Below are 22023 nucleotides of genomic sequence, written 5' to 3' on the forward strand. Positions count from 1 at the left end.
AGCCACGCACCGCCGTCGTAATTCCTGCAATAAGGTTGGTGCATGCCCGAGATGCCCGAAGTGCAGGGACTCGTTGACTTCCTGCGGCTGAAACTCCTTCCGCCTGGCGCCGCGCCGGCCACGATCGCGCAGGTGGAGGTGCTTTCCTTTTCGGTGCTGAAAACCGCGGACGTCCCGCTGGAGGCGCTCATCGCCGAGCCGCTGTCCGGCGTTGAGCGACGCGGCAAGTTCATTGTCCTCACCGCCGGTGGCGTGCATCTGGTGATGCATCTGGCCAAGGCCGGGTGGCTGCGCTGGTCGGATGCGCTGAAACCAGGGCCGCTGCGGCCCGGCAAGGGGCCGATGGCGCTGCGCGTGCGGTTCGCGGCCGAGACAGAAGAGAAGCCGGGGTTCGACCTGACGGAAGCCGGCACCAAGAAGTCGCTGGCTGTCTACGTGGTCAAGGATCCGCTCGACGTGCCCGGTATCGCGCGGCTGGGGCCGGACGCGCTCGACGTCGACCATACGGCTTTCGCGGAGATCGTCACCTCGCACCGTGGCCAGATTAAGGGCCTGCTGCGGGACCAGTCGGCGATCGCCGGCATCGGCAACGCGTACAGCGACGAGATCCTGCACGCAGCGCACCTGTCACCGTTCGCCAACGCCGCCAAGCTTGATCCCGACGAGGTGACGAGGCTGTTCGAGGCTATGCACGCGGTGCTGGCGCACGCGATTGCCAGCGCTTCGGGCCGCCCCGCGGCCGAACTGAAGGATTCGAAACGGAAAGCGATGCACGTGCACGCCCGCACCGGCGAAGCGTGCCCGGTGTGCGGGGACACGATCCGGGAAGTGTCCTTTGCAGATTCCTCGCTGCAGTACTGTCCTACCTGCCAGACCGGCGGGAAGCTGCTGGCTGACCGAAGGACGTCGAAGTTCCTCAAGTGAGCGGCAGCGCTGTCGGCGTCGTCTATCTGATCCAAGGTGCGCAAAGTCTCGTTGCTCAGGTATGGGCCTAGATTCCCACGGCGGACAGCGCGAACGCCCTCTGGAGTTGCTGGGCCGTGAGCAATGGCCTAATGCCGACCATGGAATTCTCCGAGTCGAGGTCCTTTGGTGTCCAAGGCCGACTCTGACTGGCATGAGTTTGCAGATCCGATTAGCACTTCCAATGCAGGGCGCCACGTTCGACGATCAGGTGGGGTCTGGATGAGCAGGCGTCGTCGACGACTGCATTCCGCTGCCCTGTTTGGCGAGACAGGAGGAAGCCGGCCCAAATCTGGCAGCACTATTGCACCGATCGATTGCCGAATACTTCATTCCGCCTAGCGCAATTGTGATACTGCGCACTGGATGTGATCGCTCGCGCACTGTCTCAGCCAGAGCCTTCTATGCCCCGTTGGTGCGGCCATATGGTTGCAAAGCACGGCGGATCAAAGCTGATCTGTGCCAGCCCTCGGCGCCCTCGCCAGAAGAAGGTGGCCGAAGGTGTCTCACTTCAAAGGCGATGGACACTGAAAGAACGGACAGGTAAATGACCAATCTCTCCCAGACAGACCCGAAACACGCCAGGCGTCTCCGCGGGGGCTTGATGATGGCCCTGGCAATGCCCGCAGTGCTCGCGCTCTCCGCCTGCGGCGGCGGAGGCTCGTCAAGCGCCGGCGGTAGCGCCGAAGCAGCAGGTACGCAAACCGAGGTGGCCTGCGGCGAAGTTCCGGTTGTCGAGCCCAATGATCCGGAGGGCCTGCTCAAGGACATGCCCGAGCAAGTGAGCGCAGCATTCAACGGCTGGCCCGACAAGGTAGAGGCCAGTGCTTGGGCGGATTTGGAATCAAAGGTGGCCGAGGGGCCGATCAACGTCGGGTATCTGCAACAGGACTCGGGAAGCCCGGTAGCAGCAGCCCTCGCCGCAGAGATCAGGCGTCAGGCCGAAGAGTCGAAGGCCGCAGGCGAGATTGCCGAACTGCTCGTCGAAACGCCCGGCGGCGCTGGTGGCGAAGTAACGGCCGCAGACCAGGTACGTGCCTTCGAGCAGTTGGTGCGAAAGGGCGCGGACATCATTATCGCCCAACCGCTGTCGGGCGAGGCTCTTGTGGGCGCTGTCAACGCGGCCGGCGAAAAGGGAGTGCCCACGGTGACCTTCACCGGTTACGTTGCCTCGCCGTACGCACTGAACATCAGCCCCAACGGCTTTGACGCCGTGGCCCAGCACGTGGCACGCGGCGCGGAAATGATCGGCGGCGAGGGCAACATGCTTATCGTCCAAGGCATCGAGGGCATGACCGTCAACACGACTTCGGTTGAAACGGCCATGAAGGTGGTTGAGCCCTGCGAGGGTATCGAGGTCGTAGGCAGCCCATCCGGCGAGTTCAGCGACCCCGGCGCAAAGTCGGCTGTAATGAGCTTCCTCGCCTCTCACCCTGGCGACATCGACCTCGTCTACCAAGTGGCTTCGATGGGAGCCGGAGTGTTTGCCGGATTTGCTGACTCTGGACGAGACCAGATGCCGTTGATCCTCGACAACCTCCCGACGGCGGCTTCGCTGGCGTGGTGGGAGCAAGGGCGCGCAGCCGGTTACGAGGGTCTTGCAATCCCGGGGACCGGAACCCAGTTCGGTGAAGCCCTTTGGGAAGTTGCCCTCCGCACAATGAAGGGCGAGGGCCCGAAGGTCAACCAGATCGCTCTGGAAACCCAGTTCATCACGGACGACAACATCGACGAGTACCTGGTGCCTGGCGCGACCACTACCTCCGCGGAGGAAACTGCAACGGTCGGTTCCCTACTTCCCGCGGAGTACCTCGATGGGTACTTCACCAGTCCCGGCAAGTAGGAACAGTCTCGGGGTGGGCCGCCGGCAGCTCCGGCCAAGGGCGGACCCCCCCCGGTCATCGGGGCGCAGTGCCCCAGAGAAGAAGAAAGAGAGCGAAAATGGACGCGAAACTCCGCGCTCCTGTAGCCCAAGCCAGCAGCCGCGACCCCAATCCCACACTGCTCGAGGTGCGATCACTGAGCAAACGCTTCGGGCCGACTATCGCGGTGCGTGAGGCATCATTCGATATCCGGGCGGGCGAGGTGCACGCCCTGGTCGGTGAAAACGGCTCGGGCAAGTCCACGCTCGTGAAGTTGCTCAGCGGCGTGCACACGCCGAACGCCGGCGAGGTAGTTGTTGACGGCAAGCGCTACCAGAGCTTCACCTCCCCACGGATGTCCCAGACTGCGGGGATCGTGACGGTGTTCCAGGAAGTGCTATCCGTGGGTAGCCGCACGGTGCTCGACAACCTGTGGCTCGGTGCCGATGGTTCGTTCACCACTATCGTGCGTAAAGGGGAGAAAATTGAGCGCGCCAAGAGGGTGCTCGACCAGCTGCTCGAACATCCGCCGCAGCTCGATACCCGGGTTGAGGATCTCTCGCTGAGCGACAGGCAGGTGTGCAGTATCGCGCGGGCGCTGCTGCGAAACCCTCGTGTCCTCATTCTGGACGAGGCGACGTCGGCGCTCGATTATGACAGCAGGTCGCGGCTCTTCCGTGTCGTTAAAAAATTGCGCGATGAGGGCGTCGGCATCATGCTCATTACGCACCGCATGGACGAGATTGAGGAAATCGGCGACCGGATCACGGTACTTCGTTCGGGCGCAACTGTGGGTACCGTTGACGACGAAAACTGGACGACTGATCAGTTGGTTTCGATGATGGCCGGCGACGACCACTTCGCGCCGACGGCCGCCCGCGTTGAGGGGCGCGAACACATACTGGACGCACCGGTTGTATTGGAAGTCCGCGGGCTAACACTTGCCCCTGGCCGCACACCCGTCAACACCCAGATCCGCGCCGGGGAACTTGTTGGCCTGGCCGGGCTCGAAGGGCAGGGCCAGGACGATTTCCTCAAATCACTGGCCGGTCTCGGCACAGCCGCCGGAGAAGTGGTGCGGAAGTACGAGGACCGTGGAGCGGCAATCTCGAACCACGAAACCGCCCACGCGGAGCGGATCGCCTATGTGCCCCGGGAGCGAAGGGGAGAGTCGCTGTTCGAATGGATGTCGATTCTGGACAACTTCTCCATACCAACGGTACGGGAGGACGTCAGGGGCGGATTCCTCAGCCCCCGCGCCGCCGCTGAACGGTTCAGTGACTATGTCTCCCGGCTGAGCATTAAGACCGGGAATACCTCGAACGCGATTACCACGCTCTCAGGAGGTAACCAGCAGAAGGTCATCATCGCCCGCTGGCTGGCCACAAAGCCTGACGTCCTGCTGTTGAACGACCCCACCCGCGGCATCGACATTAACGCCAAACGGGACCTTTACCGCCTGCTCGGCGAGCTGACCGCCGCGGGCATGGCCGTCGTGATGCTTTCCACGGAAGTTGATGAGCACATCGAGTTGATGGACCGGGTCCTCGTCTTCGACGATTTCGAATGCACCCGCGAATTCAGCCATGCAGAGGTGACCAGGCAGAAGCTGGTTGCCAGTTTCTTCGGAAAGGAGAGCCGCGATGAGCACGGTTCTAGATAGAAGCCGCAGTGGAACTGTCGTGCCAGCATCTCTGGGCGAGCGCGTACAGCTCTTCTTCCGGTTGCACCCCGCGGCGTTCGCAGCCATTATGGCTGCTGTGATGCTGGCGATAAACCTCGCCATGCAGCCGCAGTTCGGCCCGACACAGCAACTCGCCGCCTTTGCCCCGATGGCTCTCGCCGCCATGGCGACTGCGGCAGCAGTGGTCGGCGGCGGGATCGACCTCTCCATCAGTGCGCAGATGACGTTTTCATCGATCCTCCTGGTGGGGTACCTGACGCCTGCAGGGCTCGGCGGTTACATCGCCATTCCCATCCTGTTGGCGGCCGGGGCCATCCTTGGAACGCTTAACGGTCTGCTCGCCGTCGTTCTTCGACTTCCCCCGATCGTGGCCTCGCTGGCTTCGATGTTCATCCTCACCGGGATCAATCTCCGGATGGCCCCCACACCGGTGATCCTTTTTGACGGCTGGGTGTTGAACCTCGCCCGGCAGGTGTGGTTTATTCCCGGCGCGCTGCTGACCGTCGGCCTGCCACTCATCCTGTGGTCTGTTTTCGTGCGCTCAGCGTTCGGACGCAACCTCTACGCAGTCGGCGGCAATGATGCGACAGCCTTCTCTGCCGGGGTGAATGTCGGACTTATCCGCGTCACTTCATACGCGATCGGCGGTGTGATTGCCGCAATAGGCGGGATTGCACTGACCGCACTGGTTAGTTCTGCCGACGCATCAACCAGCTCCGCCTACGTCATCGGTGCCATTACAGCCATTGCGCTCGGCGGCATAATCATCACCGGCGGGCGGGGCGGCCTACTCGGCGCGGTAGCCGGTGCCGCTGTCATCTTCCTGGTCCAGAACATGCTCACACTGTTCAACGTGTCCCAGGTCTGGCTGAACCTCGTATTCGGGGCCCTGCTGTTGTTCGCTGTCATCACCGGCTCGATCATGGCCGCCCCGCGTAAGGAGAAGAAGCAATGAGTGCAATGACGGCAGACCCCGCCCGCGCTACGGATGACCGTCCCCGGACAGCCGAAGTCCTTACCCGCGCCCAAAGCCGCTTCCCGGTACTGCAAATTGCCATTACCGCGGCCGCTTTCCTGATCGGCGCGCTGACCTTGGACGGCTTCGCATCAGGCAACAGTGTGAAGTCGTTGCTGATCCTCGCGTCGCTCGTGGGTCTCGCGGGTATTGGCCAGACTCTGGCGATCCTCATCGGCGGTGTTGACCTGTCGGTGGCGAACTTCCTGGTTGTCGGGGCGGTGTTTGTAACGCAGCTCACCCAGATTTACGGCATCAGCTTTGCGTCCGCGCTGCTGCTGCTCATTCCGTTCACCGCCATCCTCGGTGGCTTTGTCGGATGGGTTTGTCACCGGTACAACGTGGAGCCGTTGGTCGTCACCCTGGCCATGGGCACCTTTGCCCTCGGACTCATGCAGATCCAGACGGAGGGCATGATCGCCGGCGGCGCCCCACAGTGGCTGATGGCACTGACCTCACTGCGTTCAACGACGTTCGGCCTGCCGTTCCCGCCCGTTGTAGCGATCTGGGCAGTGGTTACCATCGCTCTCGCAGTCTTCATCCACCGCACATCCGTGGGTCGGCGCATGCTGGCCGCGGGCGCGAACGGCAGGGCCGCTGGCCTGTCACTGATCAAGGTGCGGCGCATGTGGATTGTGGTGTTTGCCCTCAGCGCCGCCTTCGCCGGGCTTGCCGGCGTCGTGCTGGCGGCATTCTCCGGCACGGTAAATACCTCGATCGGCGGACCTTACCTATTCCAGAGCTTGGCCGCAGTCATCATCGGCGGCACGGTTTTCGGCGGACCAGGCGACTACACCCGCACGGTCATCGGCGCGCTGATGCTAACGGTCATCACAACGGTGCTGATCGGCCACGGCCTGGCGACCAGCGACCAGCAGATCCTGTACGGAGCCGTGATCCTAGTTGCGATGGCACTCTACGGCCGCGGACGGAAACTGAGCGACCGCATCTAACGCCCTGCGCAAGTCTTGGAGCCTGCACGGCTTCCGTGGAAATGAATCAATTAAGAGGAGAATGAAAATGCATCAGGCAGACCCCATCCAGTACTGGCAGGTACCCCATCTCGCAGCGCTCGACTATGACGCACTGCTGGATCTGTTCAAATCACTGGATTCCCCCGCGCCCGGAGAGGTCTCGGGCGAGTACGCCGGGATCGACTACCTCGGACAGACTGAAGAAACGTTCGAGGCGGCCCTCGGCCGGGTAAAGGCCGGCAACGGTGTGTTCTGGCTCGGCAAGGGTTTCCCCGGTGAAGAAGGCGATGGGGCCTCCGGCTACAACCGGCTGCGCCAGCCCGACGGGACAGTCGCACGGTGTGACCGGTTCGGGGTGCACCGCGGAACCTCGCCGATCGACGGCAAAGAAACATTGATGCTGAAGTATAGCGATTATGACAACGGGGCCGGAAGCATCGGCTTCCTCGATGAGATCCGTAAGGTAAACGACCGGCTGTTCCTGTGCACGGGCACCCCGGAGGAAGGAACAGCGAAACCGGGCTTCTTCTTCCTCGCCGGCCCTCCCGCCCCTTTCCGGGGCGTCGACGACCCCCAGTCCGAGCTCCTGCATGCCGGAGCTGAGGCCTGATGCGGGCCGTCATCGTTAATGCCGCCGGCGCCGGCTTCGCGGTAGAGGACATCGATCTGGCCGACCCGATGCCGAACGAAATCGTGGTTGAGGTCCGGGCCAGCGGACTTTGCCACAGCGACCTGTCGATTGCTGAGCAGGGCATGGGCTTTCCGATGCCGGCCTTGCTGGGACACGAAGTGGCCGGAGAAGTCGTCGAGGTCGGCGCGAGTGTGACCTCCACGAAGGTGGGCGACCGCGTGGTGATCTGCATGGTGGCAGGCTGCGGTGCCTGTCGCGAATGTAGGGCCGCCCGGCCCTACCGCTGCCAGCGCACAGCCAATCTGGAACGGAACCCGTCCCAGATGCCCCGGATCTCCCGCAACGGTGAGGCGCTGACACAGTTTATGGGCGTGGGCGGATTTGCCGAACGTATTCTCGTCCATGAGAACCTAGCGATCCCGCTCTCTGATGCCGTTCCCTACGACGTCGCCTGCTTGCTGGGCTGCGGAGTGGTTACGGGGGCGGGTGCCGCGATCAACACCGCCGGAATCCGGCCCGGGGACACGGTAGCTGTCCTCGGCTGCGGCGGCGTGGGGCTCAACACAATCCAAGGCGCGGCACTGGCCGGTGCCTCGCGGATAATCGCCGTGGACCTTCAGCCTGCGAAGCTGGATCTGGCAAAGAAGTTCGGGGCAACCGACGTCGTCAATGCCGGTGACGGCGACGCCGTCGAAGCCGTGCGGGAGCTCACCGGCGGGGGTGTCGATTTTGCGTTTGAGGTGATCGGCATGCAGCCCACCGCGGAGCAAGCTGTGCGGATGCTGGCGGTGGGCGGTAGCGCTTTGCTCATCGGCGTGCAAAAGCCCGGAAACCGGCTGGATCTGGATCTGTTTGGCGAGATTGTCCTGCCGCAGCGCCGCATCATCGGTGTCGCAATGGGATCCACCAACCCCCATCTGGACATCCCTATGTTCGCCGAGTTGTACCTGCAAGGCCGCTTTAACCTGGACGACCTGGTTTCGGACCGGATCACCCTCGGCGAAATCGACCGAAGCTACCAGCTCCTTGCCGGCGGCGCTGTCGCCCGGGCTGTCGTTACGAAGTTCTGACTTTCGGCGAGCCTTGTCTGGGCTCGCCAACCAGCTATCTGAAGGAAGCAAGTTACCGTGAAAGCTCTCGTATTGGATGAGATCGGATCAGCGTTCCGGCTCACTGACGTTGACATCGCAGCCCCCGTTGCCCAAGAAGTGCTTGTGGAGGTCAAAGCAAGCGGACTCTGTCACAGCGACCTGACCGCCAGCTCGCTGGGCGGCTGGCCGGTCCCAGCGATCCTGGGGCACGAGATCTCCGGCGTGGTCGCCGGGGTCGGCCCGAATGTTACCCGTTTTGCTGCGGGCGACCATGTTGTCGCCTCGTTACAGTCGCACTGCAACGACTGCGAAGCCTGCCTCCGAGATGACATCAACATGTGCACCAACCCCGGCTTCGTTGCGCGCGCCGAGGGGGAGGAACCGCGGTTGTCTCTCGACGGTGAACCCGTGACGGCGGTGGCCAATCTTGGCGGTTTTGCCGAACAGGTGTTGCTCCACGAGAACAACCTCGTCCGAATCGACCGGCCGATTCCGCATGAAGTGGCCAGCATCCTCGGATGCGGGGTGCTCGCTGGGGCCGGGGCAGTACTTAACGCCGCAGAAGTTCCCGAAGGTGCGACCGTAGCCGTCTTCGGGTGTGGCGGCCTGGGCCTGGCCGCCATTCAGGCCGCCCTCTTGGTCGGCGCTTCGCGCATCATCGCCGTTGATATTGCCGACGATAAACTCGAATACGCGAAGCGGTTTGGAGCCACCGACGTGGTGAACTCTGCAGCACAGGATCCCGCTGCTGCGATTAAAGAGTTGACCGACGGCGGCGCCGACTATGTTTTCGACTTCGTGGGCCGCCCCGAAGCGACGAAGCAGGCCTACGAGTCCGTGGGCCGGGCAGGCGAACTGGGTGTCATCGGCATTAACAAGCCGGGGGCTACCCTGCAGATCGATATCGGGCCGGAGTTTATCTGGAATCAGGTCCGGATTCGCCCAATCTTCAACGGGTCCACCAACTTCGTGCGAGACGTTCCCCGCTTCGTTGAGCTGTACAACGAGGGACGCTTCAAACTGGACGAGCTTGTTTCGCGGACGATCTCACTGGAAGAGGTGAACGACGCCTACGCAGAAATGACGAAGCACATCGGGCGCACGGTGGTGACATTCCCCTAACCGGACGAACGACAGTTCCAGGTGGGTTTGCGGGTCTAGGCCCTGCAAGCCCACCTGTTTTTTTTAGTTTGCGTAACCGTGCAGTTCATCCGATAGGGCGAGATAGTCCCATGGAATGAGATTTAACCATCTGACGAGACAGCATCAAATGTAATCTAACTCTCACTGTGCGATAGACGCAGGAAAGAGGGAGGATGCAGTGAACAATTCAGCGGTAGCAATGGCAGGGCCAGGGCTTGGTGTACAAACGACGGTCACGCGTACGATTGACGAGTTCGCGGACCTACTGCGCAATTCGGTCATGCCGCTGGCTGTGAAAAGCCGGCACAGCAGCGCCTTCGTCGGCCGTATGCGGGCAGCGGGACGGGGGCGGGTGTTCTGTTATGAGGTCACGGCACCGGAGCACACAATTGAACGCACTCCGGAACTCATCAAAGAAAGTGCCGTGGGGGAGTACTACAAGGTCAGTCTCATGCTGCAAGGGGAAAGCATGGTCATGCAGGATTCGCGAGAGGCTGTGCTGCGGCAGGGCGACATCGCCATCTACGATACGACCCGCCCCTATTCTTTGCTTTCAAGCGAGGGAGCGCGCACGGCCATTGTCATGTTCCCCAGGGAAATGATTGCTCTCCCACCGGAGCTGGTGGGGCAACTCACTGCGGTGCGCTTCGACCGGTCCCAAGGGTTGGCAGCCAGCGTGTCACCGTTCATGACCCAACTGATGATGCAGCTTGACCAGTTCGCGCGCCCAGGTGGTTCGAGGTTGCCGCACAACATTGTCGACTTGCTCGGGACGATGCTTGTTTCGGAACTTGATCTGGCACCCACAGAAACTTCGCACGGCAGCCAGTTGCTGCGTCAGATCATGAGCTACATCGAAGACAACCTGAGCGTCCCGGATCTTCGGCCGGGAACCATCGCCGCGGCTCATTTCATCTCACCGCGCTACCTGCAGATGCTCTTCCAGCGGAATGGCGTTACCGTGAGTTCCTGGATCCGCGAGCGGCGGCTCGAGCGCTGTCACCGGGATCTTGCCGACCCCTCCCATGCCAGCGATTCGGTGACTGCACTGGCGGCACGATGGGGCTTTCTTGAGCCAGCCCACTTCAGCCGTACCTACAAGAAACGGTTTGGAGTGAGCCCGCGCGAAACGCGAGTGGCTGTCAGCGAACGGATGGCAGCATAGAAGCAGACAAGGAGTGCGCGTGGTGCCAAGAACGATGTGGCATGGGGCAAGCCGTTGCGGGGCGTTCTCGGTACTGTGAAGATGACCACAAAACGTGACGGTCAGGACGCTTTCGCTCAAGGAGAGGGCGTGCGAGCGTCTACTCAGGGTGAGGAGCTGCAGTGAAGGTCAAGGGTTATGATCCCGTGGAGTTCGAGGCGGCTCCCGCCATCCTCCGTCCCACCGTTATGCACGGCGTCGCAGCGGAAGCTGGCACCCCCGTGGCGCCGCTGCTCTCGCGCGCAGTAGCGCTGCTCAGGTGCTTCACCCAAGCCGAGTACACACTCTCGGCGAAAGACCTCGTCGAGCGATCGGGAATCCCGCGTTCAACCGTCCACCGCCTCATTAGCGACATGGTCAACCTGGGCCTGTTGACCCGCACCACGGGCGGCCGTTACTGCGTGGGCTCCCTGGTGTGGGAACTCGCGCAGCACTCCTCGATTCAACTGCATCTGCGCCAAGCCGCGCAGGTCCACCTGACCCGTCTTTACGACGCCAGCGGCGAAAATATTTTTCTCGGCGTCATGACCACCGATGCTCCGGAAACGGCAGAGACCATGTACGTCGGCCATGTACGTGGGGCACAATCCGCGCGGACGAACGCTCAGGAGGGACGGGTCTTCCCACTCCTGACGACGGCGATGGGGGTGGCGTTGACGGCAGCCCAATCTCCAGAGTGGCGTGATCAGATACTCCGCAGGCTAGGGCCGCGCGAGATGCCCGCGTTCACCGGCGGAGCCGAGGGGGCGGGCGATGCACTGGATCAGTGGCATCGACGCGGGTACGTCGTGCAGGTCGGCGAAGGCAGCGTGGCAATAGCCGCACCGATTCTCTCGGGCGAGGGATACCCCACCGCAGCAGTTGAAATGGTGGTGGCTCCCGAACGCTGGGATGAAAGGCGACTGGCGCATCTGATCAAGTCCGCAGCCGGAGCGATCGGCCGCGATCTCCAGCGCCACGACTGACCCTGCAGCATTCACTGCAGGAAGAAACGTAGAACGGAAAACAACCGAAAGGAACAAGCATGGTAGAAACGAGTGTCATGGCGGCGCCGCTTATCGACGAGTCGGTGTTCGGGGGCAAAATCTACATTGACGGCGAATGGGTGGAAGGTGCCGGAGGAAGCATCGCTTCCGTCGCACCCGCGACAGGAGAGAGCATTGCCACCGTGGGGATGGCCGGGCCGGAGGATGTCCGGCGGGCAGCGGAGAGTGCTGCGCTTGCGCAGAGGGAATGGGCAGCCACACCACATCCGGCACGAGCCGCTGTACTGCGCCGCGCCGGACAGCTGTGGGAGGAGCATGCCGACGAGATCGGCAGTTGGAACATCCGCGAGGTAGGCGCAATTCCGCCACTCGCCGGATTCGCGCTGCATGTCTCTGCGGCAGAGTGCTATGAGGCCGCCGCACTGCCCTCGGCGCCGCTCGGATCGGTTCTTTCCAGCGAAGAGCCGCGCCTGTCCCTCGCCGAGCAGGTGCCGGTGGGAGTCGTTGGCGTGATATCGCCCTTCAACGTGCCGCTCATTCTTGGCATCCGCGCAGTTGCCCCGGCCCTTGCCTTGGGGAACGCTGTTCTGCTCAAGCCTGATCCGAGGACAGTGGTGACCGGCGGCGTCTCAATGGTTCGGATCTTTGAGGAGGCGGGACTACCCAAGGGGCTACTGCAGCTGCTTCCCGGTGGTGCAGATGTGGGCGAGGCACTCGTGTCCGACCCTCATGTCCGGGTGATCGCTTTCACCGGATCCACCCGTGCCGGACGTAGCGTCGGCGAGCTCGCGGGCAAACATCTCAAGCGCGCGCACTTGGAACTGGGCGGCAATTCCGCGTTCATCGTGCGGGAGGACGCAGACGTCGATCAAGCGGTCAACCTCGCGACGTGGGGCGCCTTTCTTCACCAAGGCCAAATCTGCATGACCGTCGGGCGGCACATTGTCCACGAGTCGCGGTTCGAGGAGTATGTGTCCAAGCTCGCCGCGAAGGCTGATTCGATGGTCGTTGGCGATCCGTCGGCCGGTCAGGTACATCTTGGGCCGCTCATCGACGAGGTGCAGCGTGACCGTGTGCATTCCCTGGTTCAGGACGCTGTGGCACAGGGCGCCAGGCTTGCGGCAGGTGGCACATACGACCGGCTTTTCTACCGGCCTACGGTGTTGGCAAACCCTCCGAAGGACGCTGAAGCTTACTGTGAGGAAGTTTTCGGACCGGTCGCTTCGGTTGTGTCCTACGCTGATGATGACGAGGTTGTTGAACTAGCCTCGGCCACCGAGTATGGCTTGTCCCTAGGCATCGTGAGTCGCGACGCGCTCGGTGCGCTTGAGCTTGCTCGTCGCATCCCGACTGGCATCGTTCACATCAACGATCAAACCGTGAACGACGAGGCGAACACGCCCTTCGGCGGCGTTGGCTCCTCCGGAACCGGTTCCCGGCACGGAGGAAAGCAGGCCAACATAGACGCATTCACTGAAACGCGGTGGATTACGATGCGTCGGGAACCGGGACAGTACCCGCTGTAGTGACCAGCACGGTGCGGGCCTTGATTCAGCGGCTCGCACCGTGCGCGGGCGGTCTACTGGGAAGATCATCCATCCTCCGAGCCGGGTCTAGGGATGATGCGGGACCTAGGCAGCACGGGCACCAAGCCTGGCCAGCCGCCGCAGGTCTTTGCCGAGCCTGTAAGCGTTACAATCCAATACTCGCCTCCCTCACATCCATGCTCGACCGCAGCAGAGGAAAGTTCTCCGCTGCTGCCAAGTGCTTGCCGTCGTCGGGCTTCAAGGTTCCCGTTTCCGCTTTCCACACTGCAGTGCACTATTTCCGGCATCGGCTGAGAAGAAGGCTCTTAGCGCTACCCCGTCACCTTCGGCCTTCGGCATTGTTCCATTGGCACCTGGTTGGAGCTGGAACAAAACCGGGGGAGTTGGAGGCGTGAAGCGGCCGATCGGTACCGCGGCCGTAGGCTGGAACCCGAGACGCGAATAACCGGGAGGGTGAAATGTCCGAGACGACGGTGTCCGAGGTGATGGCCGAGCTGGCCGCGCTGGAGGATCCGAAGATGCGCGAGGCGAACGAGAAGCGCGGCGACGACCACGGCGTGAATCTCAGCAAGCTTCGGGCGGTCGCGAAGCGGCTGAAGACGCAGCAGGACCTCGCCCGCGAGCTCTGGGCGACGGATAACACCGCGGCGCGGCTGCTGGCCCTGCTGATCTGCCAGCCAAAGGCCTTCGAGCAGGACGAGCTGGACGCGATGCTGCGCGAGTCGCGCGCCCCCAAGGTGCACGACTGGCTGGTGAACTATGTGGTCAAGAAGAGCCCGCACGCCGAGGAATTACGGTTGAAGTGGACCGCGGATGCGGATCCGGTGGTCGCCAGTGCCGGCTGGGCGCTGACCACCGAGCGGGTGGCGAAGAAGCCCGAGGGGCTTGACCTCGCAGGGCTGCTCGACACCATCAAAGCGGAGATGAAGGACGCGCCGGACCGCCTCCAGTGGGCAATGAACCACACGCTTGCTCAGATCGGGATTGAGCATCCGGAACACCGGGCCCGGGCGCTCGACATCGGCGAACGCTTGGAGGTACTCAAGGACTACCCGACGCCGCCGAACTGCACCTCGCCGTTCGCGCCGAGCTGGATCAACGAGATGGTGCGTCGGCAGACCGCCTGAGGTGACGGACGCACACAGGGCGGGCACCGCCGTCGTTAGTCAGCTGGCGGTGGCCCGCTCGGTGGAGCCGCGCACGATCAGCGAGCTCTCCAAAGTGAGCTGGGGCTGCTCGAGATCGCGGCCTTCGATCAGGCCGCGCAGCTGTTCGCCGGCCTTGAGGCCCAGGCGCGCGGCTGGCAGGTGGACGCTGGAGAGGCCGGGGTTGCTGGTGGCGGAGTAGGGCAGGTCGTCGAAGCCCGCGACGGCGAGTTCGTCCGGGATCCGCACGCCGGCCACGCGCGCTTCCTGCAGCACGCCGTACGCATGGGTGTCGGTGGCGCAGACGACGGCGGTGACGCCAGCCTGCTGCCACTGCGGCCAGGCGGCGGCAAACGCCTCGGCCGAAGCACCGACGTCGATCGTGGTGCTGATTTGGTGCGCCGGATCAACGGTCACGCCGCGCGCGGCAGCCTCCTCCAGGAAGGCCGTCCGGCGGATCGCGAACGTGGCCGTTCCGGTCACGCTGTCCAGGTAGGCGACGCGCCGGTGGCCTGAGCTGGCCAGATGCGCCGCGAGTTCGCGCGCGCCGTGGGCTACGTCGAGGTTGACGGAGGGGGCGTAGGCCTCCAGTCCGGGCGCGTCGAGCAGCACCATGGGGCCGGTGGTGGAGAGGTCTTCGAGGAACGCGGCATCGGGAGCATCCACCAGCAGGCCGGCCGGGCGCAGCGCGAGGATCCGCCGGATGTCGTCGGCGCGCGGGAATTCGCCGGCCTCGGTGACGGAGAGCAGCAGCTGGAAGTCCGCGCCGAGGGACTCGCGGACGCCGGCGATGACCTTCGCGAAGAACGGGTTGGAGATGTCCGGCGCCACCAGGACCACGATGGAACTGACGCCTCTCGCCAGCGAACTGCCAACGCTGTCCACCACATAGCCCAGCTCGGCGATGGCCTGCCGGACCCGGGAGATGTTGTCCTCGGAAACCCGGCCGCGCGTCTTGCCGTTGGCAACCAGGGAAACCGTCGCCGTGGAGACGCCGGCACGGGCCGCCACCATCGCCGCAGTCACCCGTGCACCGGGGCGCGACGGCTGCTTCAGAGGGCGCGAGGAATCCATTAGCCCATGATAAGCACGTTCAACTGCCACAAGGCATCAAACGCTTGACGCAGTTAACGTCAAGCGTTTGACGTTAACGCCAGAGAGGTGTCACACTTCCTGTGACTGAATCCCGCTGCGGCGGGCCCCGATGACGTGGAGAGAAAACATGGACGCCACTTCCGTGACCCCTGGACCGAAGAAGATCATCCTGGACTGCGATCCCGGGCACGACGACGCCGTGGCGCTGCTCCTGGCGCATGGTAACCCGGACATCGAGCTGCTCGCCGTGACCACCGTGGTCGGCAACCAGACCCTGGCCAAGGTCACCAAGAACGCCCTGGCCGTGGGCACCATCGCCGGCATCACCGGTGTCCCGTTCGCCGCCGGCTGCGACCGCCCGCTGGTGCGCACCATCGAAACCGCTCCGGACATCCACGGCGAATCCGGCATGGACGGCCCCGCGTAGCCCGAGTCCGCCATCGAGCTGGACCCGCGCCACGCCGTCGATCTCATCATCGACACGGTCATGGCGCACGAGCCCGGCACCGTGACCCTGGTCCCGACCGGCGGCCTCACCAACATCGCGATGGCCGCCCGCAAGGAGCCGCGCATCGTCGAGCGGGTCAAGGAAGTTGTCCTGATGGGCGGCGGCTACCACGTGGGCAACTGGTCCGCCGTCGCCGAATTCAACATCATCATCGACCCCGAAGCCGCGCACATTGTCTTCAACGAGAAGTGGCCCGTGGTCATGGTGGGGCTGGACCTCACGCACCAGGCGCTCGCCACCCCCGAGGTCGTCGCGCAGATCGAAGCCGTCGGCACCGGCCCGGCCCGCTTTGTCCGCGAGCTGATGGACTTCTTCGCGCAGACCTACAAGGACGCGCAGGGCTTCGACTTCCCGCCGGTCCACGACCCGTGCGCCGTCGCGTACGTCATCGATCCCACCGTCATGACCACCCGCAAGGTGCCCGTGGACATCGAACTGCAGGGCAAGCTGACCCTCGGCATGACCGTCGCCGACTTCCGCGCGCCCGCCCCGGCGGACTGCCACACGTCCGTGGCCGTGGACCTGGACCGCACCAAGTTCTGGAACCTCGTCACCGACGCGCTGGTCCGGATCGGCGAGGTGGACCTCGGCACCGCCAACCCAAGTACGACGGCGGCACCCGCCTCCGCAGCGCCCGTCACCACCGGGATGGCCGCGAAATGAGCGCCGTTCTCGACGAAACAAAGACCACCCGCGGCGGCACCACCGCACTGATGGTCGCCCTGCTGACGGCCTGCGTGGCCTTCCAGCTCAATGCCTCCATGCTCAGCCCCGCCCTGGTCACCATGGGCGAGGAGCTGCAGACCGACCAGGCCGCCATCGGCCTGTCCCAGACCTGGTTCTTCACCACGGCCGCGCTGTTCTCGCTGTTCCTGCCCCGGCTGAGCGACATCGTCGGCCGCAAGCGGATCCTCGTCGGCATGATGCTGCTGACCGCCGCCGGTTCCGTGATCGCCGCGCTGGCCCCGGACGTCACCTGGCTCTTCGTGGGCCGCATCATCCAGGGCGTCAGCGGCCCCACCGTGCCGCTGTGCCTGATCATGCTGCGCACCGCCGTGCCCAACCTGAAGACCTACGGCACGTTGATGGGCGTCATCCTCGCGGTCAACGGCGGGGTGGCCGGCGTGGATTCCTTCCTCGGCGGCTACATGGCCGAGCACTACGGCTTCCGCAGCATCTTCTGGTTCATGGTGCTCCTCGGCGTGATCGCCGCGGTCCTCGTCGCCGTGCTGACGCCCGAGAGCAAACCGCAGGCCGGAACGCGGATGGACTGGACCGGCGTCGTCTTCATCGTGGTCGCCGTCGGCGCCCTGCTAACCGCCCTGAACGAGGCCGCGAAGCTTGTGGGCGCGTTCTCGATGGGCACGCTGGTCCTCGCGCTGGTGCTGATCGCCGTGGCCGCCGCCGCGTTCGCCGCCTTCTGGGCCACTGAAAAGCGCACCAAGCAGCCGATGGTCGAGATTGTCCACCTGCGCCAGCGCTCCACCTGGGCCCCATTGCTGACCACGGTCCTGACCATGACCGGCATCTTCGCCGTGATCAACGGGATTGTCCCCGCCTACGTGCAGGCCGCCGCGCCAGGCTTCGCCATCGGCCCCACCGAAACCGCGCTGCTCATCCTGACCCCGTACGCGCTGCTGGGCTGGGTCTTCGGCCCGATCAGCGGACGCCTCGCACCGGTGCTGGGCTACACCAACGTGCTGCGCATCGGCATGATCGGCAGCATCGTCTCGCTGCTCATCATCGTGCTGTTCGGCCTGGACAGCCTGCCGCTGATGGTCGCCGGCACCGCGCTGCTCGGAATCATGTACGCCGGCACCGCGAACATCATGCTCAACGGGCTCGGCGTGGTGCTCTCGCCCCCGGGCAACCCCGGCTTCCTGCCCGGCATGAACGCCGGTGCCTTCAATCTCGGCGCCGGGCTGAGCTTCCTGGTGCTGCCGGCGGTGCTCGTGGGCACCTCGGCGCTGGGCGACCGCGGCTCCTACCTGACGGTGGTGGTGGTCGGCCTGGTCATCACGGTCGCGGCCTTCGGGGCCTCGCTGCTGATCCCCAAGCCCGTTGATGCAGAGGTGGAAAAGTGAATCCGGAAGCAGGACGCATCGTCGTCGTTGGTTCGCTGAACGCGGACTTGGCCATCTACACGGAGCGGCTGCCCAACCCGGGCGAGACCCTGCACGGCGAAGGCTTCGCGGTGAACCCGGGCGGCAAGAGCGCCAACCAGGCGGTGGCCGCGGGCCGGCTGGGCGGCAACGTCGCCCTGATCGGCGCGGTGGGCGAGGACTCCAACGGGGACATGCTGCTCGCCTCCGTGGCCGGGGGCCGGCGTGGACGTCTCCCGCGTGCGCCGTATCGCCGACGCGGAGACCGGCGTCGCCGTCATCACCGTCGACGCGCAGGGTGAGAACACCATCATCTACTCCGCCGGCGCCAACGCCACGGTCGCGTCGGCTGACATCGCGGCAGCGCAGGGTATTTTTTGACGGCGCCGCCGTGGTCTGTCTCTGCCTTGAAGCCGGGCTGGAGACGGTGGAAGCGGCAGCAAAAGCAGGGCACGACGCCGGTGCAACAGTGCTGCTCAACCTCTCGCCTTATGCGCCGGTACCGCAGAGCCTGGCCGAACTCAGCGACGTCCTGCTGGTCAACGCCCACGAGGCGTCGCTGTTCCTCGGCGGCGCCGACATGCCCGGCGCCGCCGCGGAACCGGCCCAGTGGGAGCCCGTGCGGCTGAAGTTCGCGGAGCATGGGCTGGAGCGGGCCGTGGTCACGCTCGGTGCGCACGGCTCCGTGGTGCTGGACTCGCGCGCCGGCGAAGGCAAGCGGATCACCCGGATTGCCCCAACCAAGGTCGACGCCGTGGACACCACCGGAGCTGGCGACGCCTTCACAGGCTCCCTCGCCGCACGGCTTGCCGCGGGGCAGGCCCTGGCCGAGGCGGCCGCCTTCGCCTCGGTCGCCGCCGCCCTCGCCGCCACCAAGAAGGGAACCCAGGCCGCGTATCCGCGGCTGGAAGAAGTAGAGCGCCTGCGGCTAGGCCGCTGACCCTGCCGGTCCCACACCCGCCATCCAACGGGTCCCGCGCCTGACGTTAGACCTCAGGCGCGGGTAGCGGCGCCTTCGAATTCAGCCAGCACTTGGACCTTGGCCGCGGAGGCCGAGGACGGGTCGAAGGTGTAGCCGATCCATTCCTTGGCCAGCCGCCGCGCCAGCTCCAGCCCGATGACCCGCTGGCCCATGGTCAGGATCTGGCAATCGTTCGAGAGGACGGAACGCTCCACGGAGAACGAATCGTGGGCGGTGGCGGCGCGGATCCCCTCGACCTTGTTGGCGGAGATGGCCACACCCAGGCCGGTCCCGCAGAAGAGAATCGCGCGGTCGGCCAGGCCGTCGCGGATCATCTCGCCCGCGGCGATGCCGATGTACGGGTACGCCTTGGTGAAGTCCTCGTCCGCGCGGTTGACGCCGATGTCGATGACCTCGCCTACGCGCGGGTCCTGCCGCAGGTCAGCCAGAACCTGGGCCTTGTAATCGACGCCGGCTTCGTCCGAGCCGAGAATCACTCGCAGTGTCATGGTTGTTCCTTAGTTAGCTGTGGAATGCGCTGCTGATGGCGCGGGTGCAGTAAAACGGCGTACGACGGCGGCACTCACCATGGCCAGGGAGGTGGCACCCGGGTCGGGGGTGCCGATGCTTTCTTCGGCCAGCGGCCGGGCGCGGCCCTTCCGCGGAGCCAAGGCAGCAGTTGCTTCGGCCGCCCCGACTGCTGCGCGGCAGGCCTGCTCCCAACCGGCGAACGCGCCGTTATTGTGTGCAGTTGCTTCTGTCAGGGTCCGGTGGAAGGGCAAGAGGGCATCCACCATCGTCTTGTCGCCCGGTTCCGCTTTACCGAGAATGAGGATGCGGTCGGTGAAGGACTTTACCGCGGCAACGAGCGCGGTGGGGGAGGGGGCCGCGGCGTCTCCGATGCTTTCGCCGAAGGCCCGCAGCCCCGCACCCCACAGGACGCCGGAGGTGCCGCCGGCCTTGGCCGCCCAGGAATCTCCGGCAGCGGTGAGAACGGTTCCGGCGCCGGCGCCGTTGTCGGCCGCCAGAACCGCGGCGTTGAAGGCGGCATCGATCCCGCGGACCATGCCCCGTCCGTGGTCGCCGTCGCCGGCCACGGCATCCATCTCACCCAGTCGGGCCTCGGCCTCGTGCAAAGTCAGTCGGGCTGTTTCCAGCGCCGCCACGCAATGCTGCGCAAACTCCCGGGATTCGGACGTGGAGTCCGGGACTACAGTGCGCTCGGGGTCGTCGGCCTCGGCAGCATCGGCCGTCTCGGCGCCGTCCACGGCGGCGGAAAGTGCGCCGCGTCGGTAGGCCGGCGTTTCGGCCGGAGCGGCCCACAGCAACTCGAGCTCTTCGTCCAGCCAGGTGACGGTCAGTGAAACGCCCGCCATGTCCAGGGATGTGACGAGCTCGCCCACCTCCGGAAGCACCAGCGTGCATCCGGCCTCGCGCAGCTGTGCGGCGACGGTCCGCCAGAGGACAAACAGCTCCTCGTGCTTGGTGGACCCCAACCCATTGAGGATGACGGCAATCCGGTTCCCACCGCCGTCGGGCTTCTCGGCAAGGACCCGCGCCACGAGTTCCTGCCCGAGCTCGGCAGCTGAAGGCAGTTCGGTGTCCAGCAGTCCGGGCTCGCCGTGGATGCCCAGTCCCAGTCCCATCTGCCGGTCCGGGATGGTGAACAGCGGGGCCTCCGCGCCCGGGAAGGTGCAGCCGCCGAAGGCAGTGCCGATGGTACGGGTCAGGCTGTTGGCCTTGCGGCCCAACCGGACCACGTCGTCGAACTCCGCTCCCGCTTCTGCGGCGGCTCCCATGATCTTGAAGACCGTGAAGTCGCCGGCGATGCCGCGTCGCTTGTCCGCCTCGACGGGCGGCGCTGAGGCAATGTCATCCGTGACCACAACGTTCGCAACCGGGATGCCTTCGGCCGCCAGTCTCTCGCTGGCGAGACCGAAGTTCATCACGTCCCCGGCGTAGTTGCCGTAGGTGAACACCACGCCTCCGCCGGACGCTGCCGCCCGGGCTACCGAATGCGCCTGCTGGGCGGACGGCGAGGTGAAAATGTTGCCGACCACGGCGCCGTCGGCAAAACCGCGGCCCACCAAACCTGCGAAGGCGGGGTAGTGGCCGGAGCCGCCGCCGGCAATAACGGCAACCTTCGGCTGGGCGGGACGGCGACGGCGGACAACACCGCCGTCGACCCGGCGGACCAGGTCGGCGTGGAGTTCGCAGAAACCTTGCAGCGCTTCTTCGGCGAAGACGGCCGGGTCATTGAAGATTCTGGTCATGAGGATTTCCTTTGGGGCGGGAGCGTCAGGGTCGGCTGCGGCGCGGCCTAGTACATGTGGCTGCCGCCGTTGATGTCGAAGGTGGAGCCTGTCAGGTAGGAGGCATCCTCGCTGGAGAGGAAGGTGATGACGGCGGCGACTTCCTCGGTGCTGCCGGTCCGTCCCAGCGGGATGTCGCGGGCGATCGCAGCTTCCAGCTCGGGGGTGGTGCCGACGCGGATGTTGGTGTCAACGGCACCGGGGGTGACGGCGTTGATGGTCACGCCGCTGTCCCCGAGCTCCCGGGCCAAGGCCTTGGTGAAGCCGAGGATCGCGGCTTTGGCCGAGGAGTAGGGGACCTTGCCGAAGACGCCGCCGCCGCGCTGGGCGGAGACCGAGGACATGTTCACGATCCGGCCCCACTTGTTCTCAAGCATTGCGGGCAGGAAGGCCTTGGTGACCAGGTAGGTGCCTGTGGCGTTGACGGCCATGACTTTGTTCCACAGCTCCAGGCTGGTCTCCAGGAACGGGACAGGGGAGGTGATGCCGGCGATGTTGGCCAGGGCGCCGACGGCGGGTAGATTGCCTGCCCGTACTTCCGCCTCCACCGCAGCCTGCGCTTTGGCTACGGAGTCTTCGCTGGTCACGTCGATCTCGTAGCCAAAGGAAGGAACGTTGAGTTCGTTGCCGATCTCGCGGGCAACCTTGGCGGATTTTTCGCCGTCGAGGTCCAGAACGACGACGGCCCAGCCTTCGCGGGCGTAGCGGCGCGCAGTGGCCATGCCGATGCCGCGGTCCGAGGTTGCTCCGGTGATGACAGCGGTGCGCTGGATGGTGGTCATGATGTCTCCTTGGGTGCT

20 protein-coding genes and 1 pseudogene are annotated in these 22023 nt (G+C 64.8%); 17 read left to right on the top strand and 4 right to left on the bottom strand.

The genetic code is table 11. The features are described from left to right. Positions 1 to 42 precede the first annotated feature (42 nt). The 12 genes from AC20117_RS09180 (at position 43) to AC20117_RS09235 (ending at position 14227) form a co-directional block, all read left to right on the top strand. Positions 43 to 924: a DNA-formamidopyrimidine glycosylase family protein gene (locus AC20117_RS09180; RefSeq protein WP_074699988.1), complete on the top strand. Its 882-nt coding sequence runs from the start codon at positions 43 to 45 to the stop codon at positions 922 to 924. 586 nt (positions 925 to 1510) lie between these two features. Next, positions 1511 to 2806, top strand: coding sequence for a substrate-binding domain-containing protein (locus tag AC20117_RS09185; RefSeq protein WP_083339643.1), 1296 nt, complete (start codon positions 1511 to 1513; stop codon positions 2804 to 2806). A gap of 98 nt (positions 2807 to 2904) precedes the next feature. Then, positions 2905 to 4488 carry a sugar ABC transporter ATP-binding protein gene (locus tag AC20117_RS09190; RefSeq protein ID WP_074699986.1) on the top strand — a complete coding sequence of 528 codons (1584 nt, stop codon included), beginning with the start codon at positions 2905 to 2907 and terminating at the stop codon, positions 4486 to 4488. A gap of 19 nt (positions 4489 to 4507) precedes the next feature. Continuing rightward, complete coding sequence (locus AC20117_RS09195) at positions 4508 to 5464, top strand: ABC transporter permease (protein ID WP_074699985.1); 957 nt, start codon at positions 4508 to 4510, stop codon at positions 5462 to 5464. Then, complete coding sequence (locus tag AC20117_RS09200) at positions 5461 to 6477, top strand: ABC transporter permease (protein ID WP_083339641.1); 1017 nt, start codon at positions 5461 to 5463, stop codon at positions 6475 to 6477. Before AC20117_RS09195 ends, AC20117_RS09200 begins: the two co-directional genes overlap by 4 nt. A gap of 67 nt (positions 6478 to 6544) precedes the next feature. Continuing rightward, positions 6545 to 7108 carry a hypothetical protein gene (locus tag AC20117_RS09205; RefSeq protein WP_074699984.1) on the top strand — a complete coding sequence of 188 codons (564 nt, stop codon included), beginning with the start codon at positions 6545 to 6547 and terminating at the stop codon, positions 7106 to 7108. After that, entirely contained in the window at positions 7108 to 8199 is a 1092-nt protein-coding gene (locus tag AC20117_RS09210; protein ID WP_074699983.1) for a zinc-binding dehydrogenase, read from the top strand. The genes AC20117_RS09205 and AC20117_RS09210 overlap by 1 nt, the downstream gene beginning before the upstream one ends. Before the next feature lie 72 nt (positions 8200 to 8271). Continuing rightward, on the top strand, positions 8272 to 9342 hold the full coding sequence (locus AC20117_RS09215) for a zinc-binding dehydrogenase (RefSeq protein WP_158300449.1): 1071 nt from the start codon (positions 8272 to 8274) through the stop codon (positions 9340 to 9342). Positions 9343 to 9541: 199 nt separating this feature from the next. Next, a complete protein-coding gene (locus tag AC20117_RS09220; protein WP_211482289.1) occupies positions 9542 to 10528 on the top strand; it encodes an AraC-like ligand-binding domain-containing protein in 987 nt (328 codons plus the stop codon). A 161-nt stretch (positions 10529 to 10689) separates the two neighbouring features. Further along, positions 10690 to 11532 carry an IclR family transcriptional regulator gene (locus AC20117_RS09225; protein WP_074699980.1) on the top strand — a complete coding sequence of 281 codons (843 nt, stop codon included), beginning with the start codon at positions 10690 to 10692 and terminating at the stop codon, positions 11530 to 11532. 59 nt (positions 11533 to 11591) lie between these two features. After that, entirely contained in the window at positions 11592 to 13079 is a 1488-nt protein-coding gene (locus tag AC20117_RS09230; RefSeq protein ID WP_083339640.1) for a benzaldehyde dehydrogenase, read from the top strand. Positions 13080 to 13558: 479 nt separating this feature from the next. Next, positions 13559 to 14227, top strand: a complete 669-nt coding sequence (locus tag AC20117_RS09235; protein WP_074699979.1) for a DNA alkylation repair protein — start codon at positions 13559 to 13561, stop codon at positions 14225 to 14227. Between the two features lie 39 nt (positions 14228 to 14266). On the opposite strand, the gene AC20117_RS09240 is transcribed toward AC20117_RS09235, so the two are convergent. Then, complete coding sequence (locus AC20117_RS09240) at positions 14267 to 15259, bottom strand: LacI family DNA-binding transcriptional regulator (RefSeq protein ID WP_101632574.1); 993 nt, start codon at positions 15257 to 15259, stop codon at positions 14267 to 14269. Between the two features lie 208 nt (positions 15260 to 15467). Between AC20117_RS09240 and uriH the strand changes: the two are divergent. The 5 genes and pseudogenes from uriH (at position 15468) to AC20117_RS24305 (ending at position 18890) form a co-directional block, all read left to right on the top strand. Then, a pseudogene (uriH, locus tag AC20117_RS09245) lies at positions 15468 to 16511 on the top strand (uridine-preferring nucleoside hydrolase UriH). Beyond that, positions 16508 to 17932 carry a uridine transporter UriT gene (uriT, locus tag AC20117_RS09250; protein WP_074699977.1) on the top strand — a complete coding sequence of 475 codons (1425 nt, stop codon included), beginning with the start codon at positions 16508 to 16510 and terminating at the stop codon, positions 17930 to 17932. Before uriH ends, uriT begins: the two are co-directional and overlap by 4 nt. After that, entirely contained in the window at positions 17929 to 18252 is a 324-nt protein-coding gene (locus tag AC20117_RS24295) for a PfkB family carbohydrate kinase (RefSeq protein WP_418202243.1), read from the top strand. Before uriT ends, AC20117_RS24295 begins: the two co-directional genes overlap by 4 nt. After that, entirely contained in the window at positions 18191 to 18331 is a 141-nt protein-coding gene (locus AC20117_RS24300) for a hypothetical protein (RefSeq protein WP_418202244.1), read from the top strand. The genes AC20117_RS24295 and AC20117_RS24300 overlap by 62 nt, the downstream gene beginning before the upstream one ends. Positions 18332 to 18341: 10 nt before the next feature. After that, the gene (locus AC20117_RS24305; RefSeq protein WP_418202245.1) at positions 18342 to 18890 is read left to right on the top strand and encodes a PfkB family carbohydrate kinase; all 549 of its coding nucleotides are present in this window, start codon (positions 18342 to 18344) and stop codon (positions 18888 to 18890) included. A 53-nt stretch (positions 18891 to 18943) separates the two neighbouring features. Here AC20117_RS24305 and AC20117_RS09260 read toward each other — a convergent pair whose 3' ends face one another. The 3 genes from AC20117_RS09260 to AC20117_RS09270 are packed head-to-tail and all read right to left on the bottom strand — an operon-like array spanning position 18944 to position 22005. Further along, positions 18944 to 19420 (bottom strand): ribose-5-phosphate isomerase, encoded by a 477-nt coding sequence (locus AC20117_RS09260; protein WP_074699976.1) that lies wholly within the window; start codon positions 19418 to 19420, stop codon positions 18944 to 18946. 9 nt (positions 19421 to 19429) lie between these two features. Beyond that, positions 19430 to 21184, bottom strand: a complete 1755-nt coding sequence (locus tag AC20117_RS09265) for a dihydroxyacetone kinase family protein (RefSeq protein WP_074699975.1) — start codon at positions 21182 to 21184, stop codon at positions 19430 to 19432. Positions 21185 to 21231: 47 nt separating this feature from the next. Further along, entirely contained in the window at positions 21232 to 22005 is a 774-nt protein-coding gene (locus tag AC20117_RS09270) for an SDR family NAD(P)-dependent oxidoreductase (RefSeq protein ID WP_074699974.1), read from the bottom strand. Positions 22006 to 22023: the final 18 nt, after the last annotated feature.

The sequence above is a fragment of the Arthrobacter crystallopoietes genome, from assembly GCF_002849715.1.
Lineage (GTDB): Bacteria > Actinomycetota > Actinomycetes > Actinomycetales > Micrococcaceae > Crystallibacter > Crystallibacter crystallopoietes.

Excerpts from the sequence above, each read along its gene's own strand:
- AC20117_RS09210 (WP_074699983.1), top strand. The coding sequence starts at position 7,108 with ATGCGGGCCGTCATCGTTAATGCCGCCGGCGCCGGCTTCGCGGTAGAG.
- AC20117_RS09240 (WP_101632574.1), bottom strand. The coding sequence starts at position 15,259 with ATGGTGGCGGCCCGTGCCGGCGTCTCCACGGCGACGGTTTCCCTGGTT.
- AC20117_RS09200 (WP_083339641.1), top strand. The coding sequence starts at position 5,461 with ATGAGTGCAATGACGGCAGACCCCGCCCGCGCTACGGATGACCGTCCC.
- AC20117_RS09190 (WP_074699986.1), top strand. The coding sequence starts at position 2,905 with ATGGACGCGAAACTCCGCGCTCCTGTAGCCCAAGCCAGCAGCCGCGAC.
- uriT (WP_074699977.1), top strand. The coding sequence starts at position 16,508 with ATGAGCGCCGTTCTCGACGAAACAAAGACCACCCGCGGCGGCACCACC.
- AC20117_RS09260 (WP_074699976.1), bottom strand. The coding sequence starts at position 19,420 with ATGACACTGCGAGTGATTCTCGGCTCGGACGAAGCCGGCGTCGATTAC.
- AC20117_RS09235 (WP_074699979.1), top strand. The coding sequence starts at position 13,559 with ATGTCCGAGACGACGGTGTCCGAGGTGATGGCCGAGCTGGCCGCGCTG.
- AC20117_RS09185 (WP_083339643.1), top strand. The coding sequence starts at position 1,511 with ATGACCAATCTCTCCCAGACAGACCCGAAACACGCCAGGCGTCTCCGC.
- AC20117_RS09230 (WP_083339640.1), top strand. The coding sequence starts at position 11,592 with ATGGTAGAAACGAGTGTCATGGCGGCGCCGCTTATCGACGAGTCGGTG.
- AC20117_RS09265 (WP_074699975.1), bottom strand. The coding sequence starts at position 21,184 with ATGACCAGAATCTTCAATGACCCGGCCGTCTTCGCCGAAGAAGCGCTG.
- AC20117_RS09270 (WP_074699974.1), bottom strand. The coding sequence starts at position 22,005 with ATGACCACCATCCAGCGCACCGCTGTCATCACCGGAGCAACCTCGGAC.
- AC20117_RS09205 (WP_074699984.1), top strand. The coding sequence starts at position 6,545 with ATGCATCAGGCAGACCCCATCCAGTACTGGCAGGTACCCCATCTCGCA.
- AC20117_RS09180 (WP_074699988.1), top strand. The coding sequence starts at position 43 with ATGCCCGAGATGCCCGAAGTGCAGGGACTCGTTGACTTCCTGCGGCTG.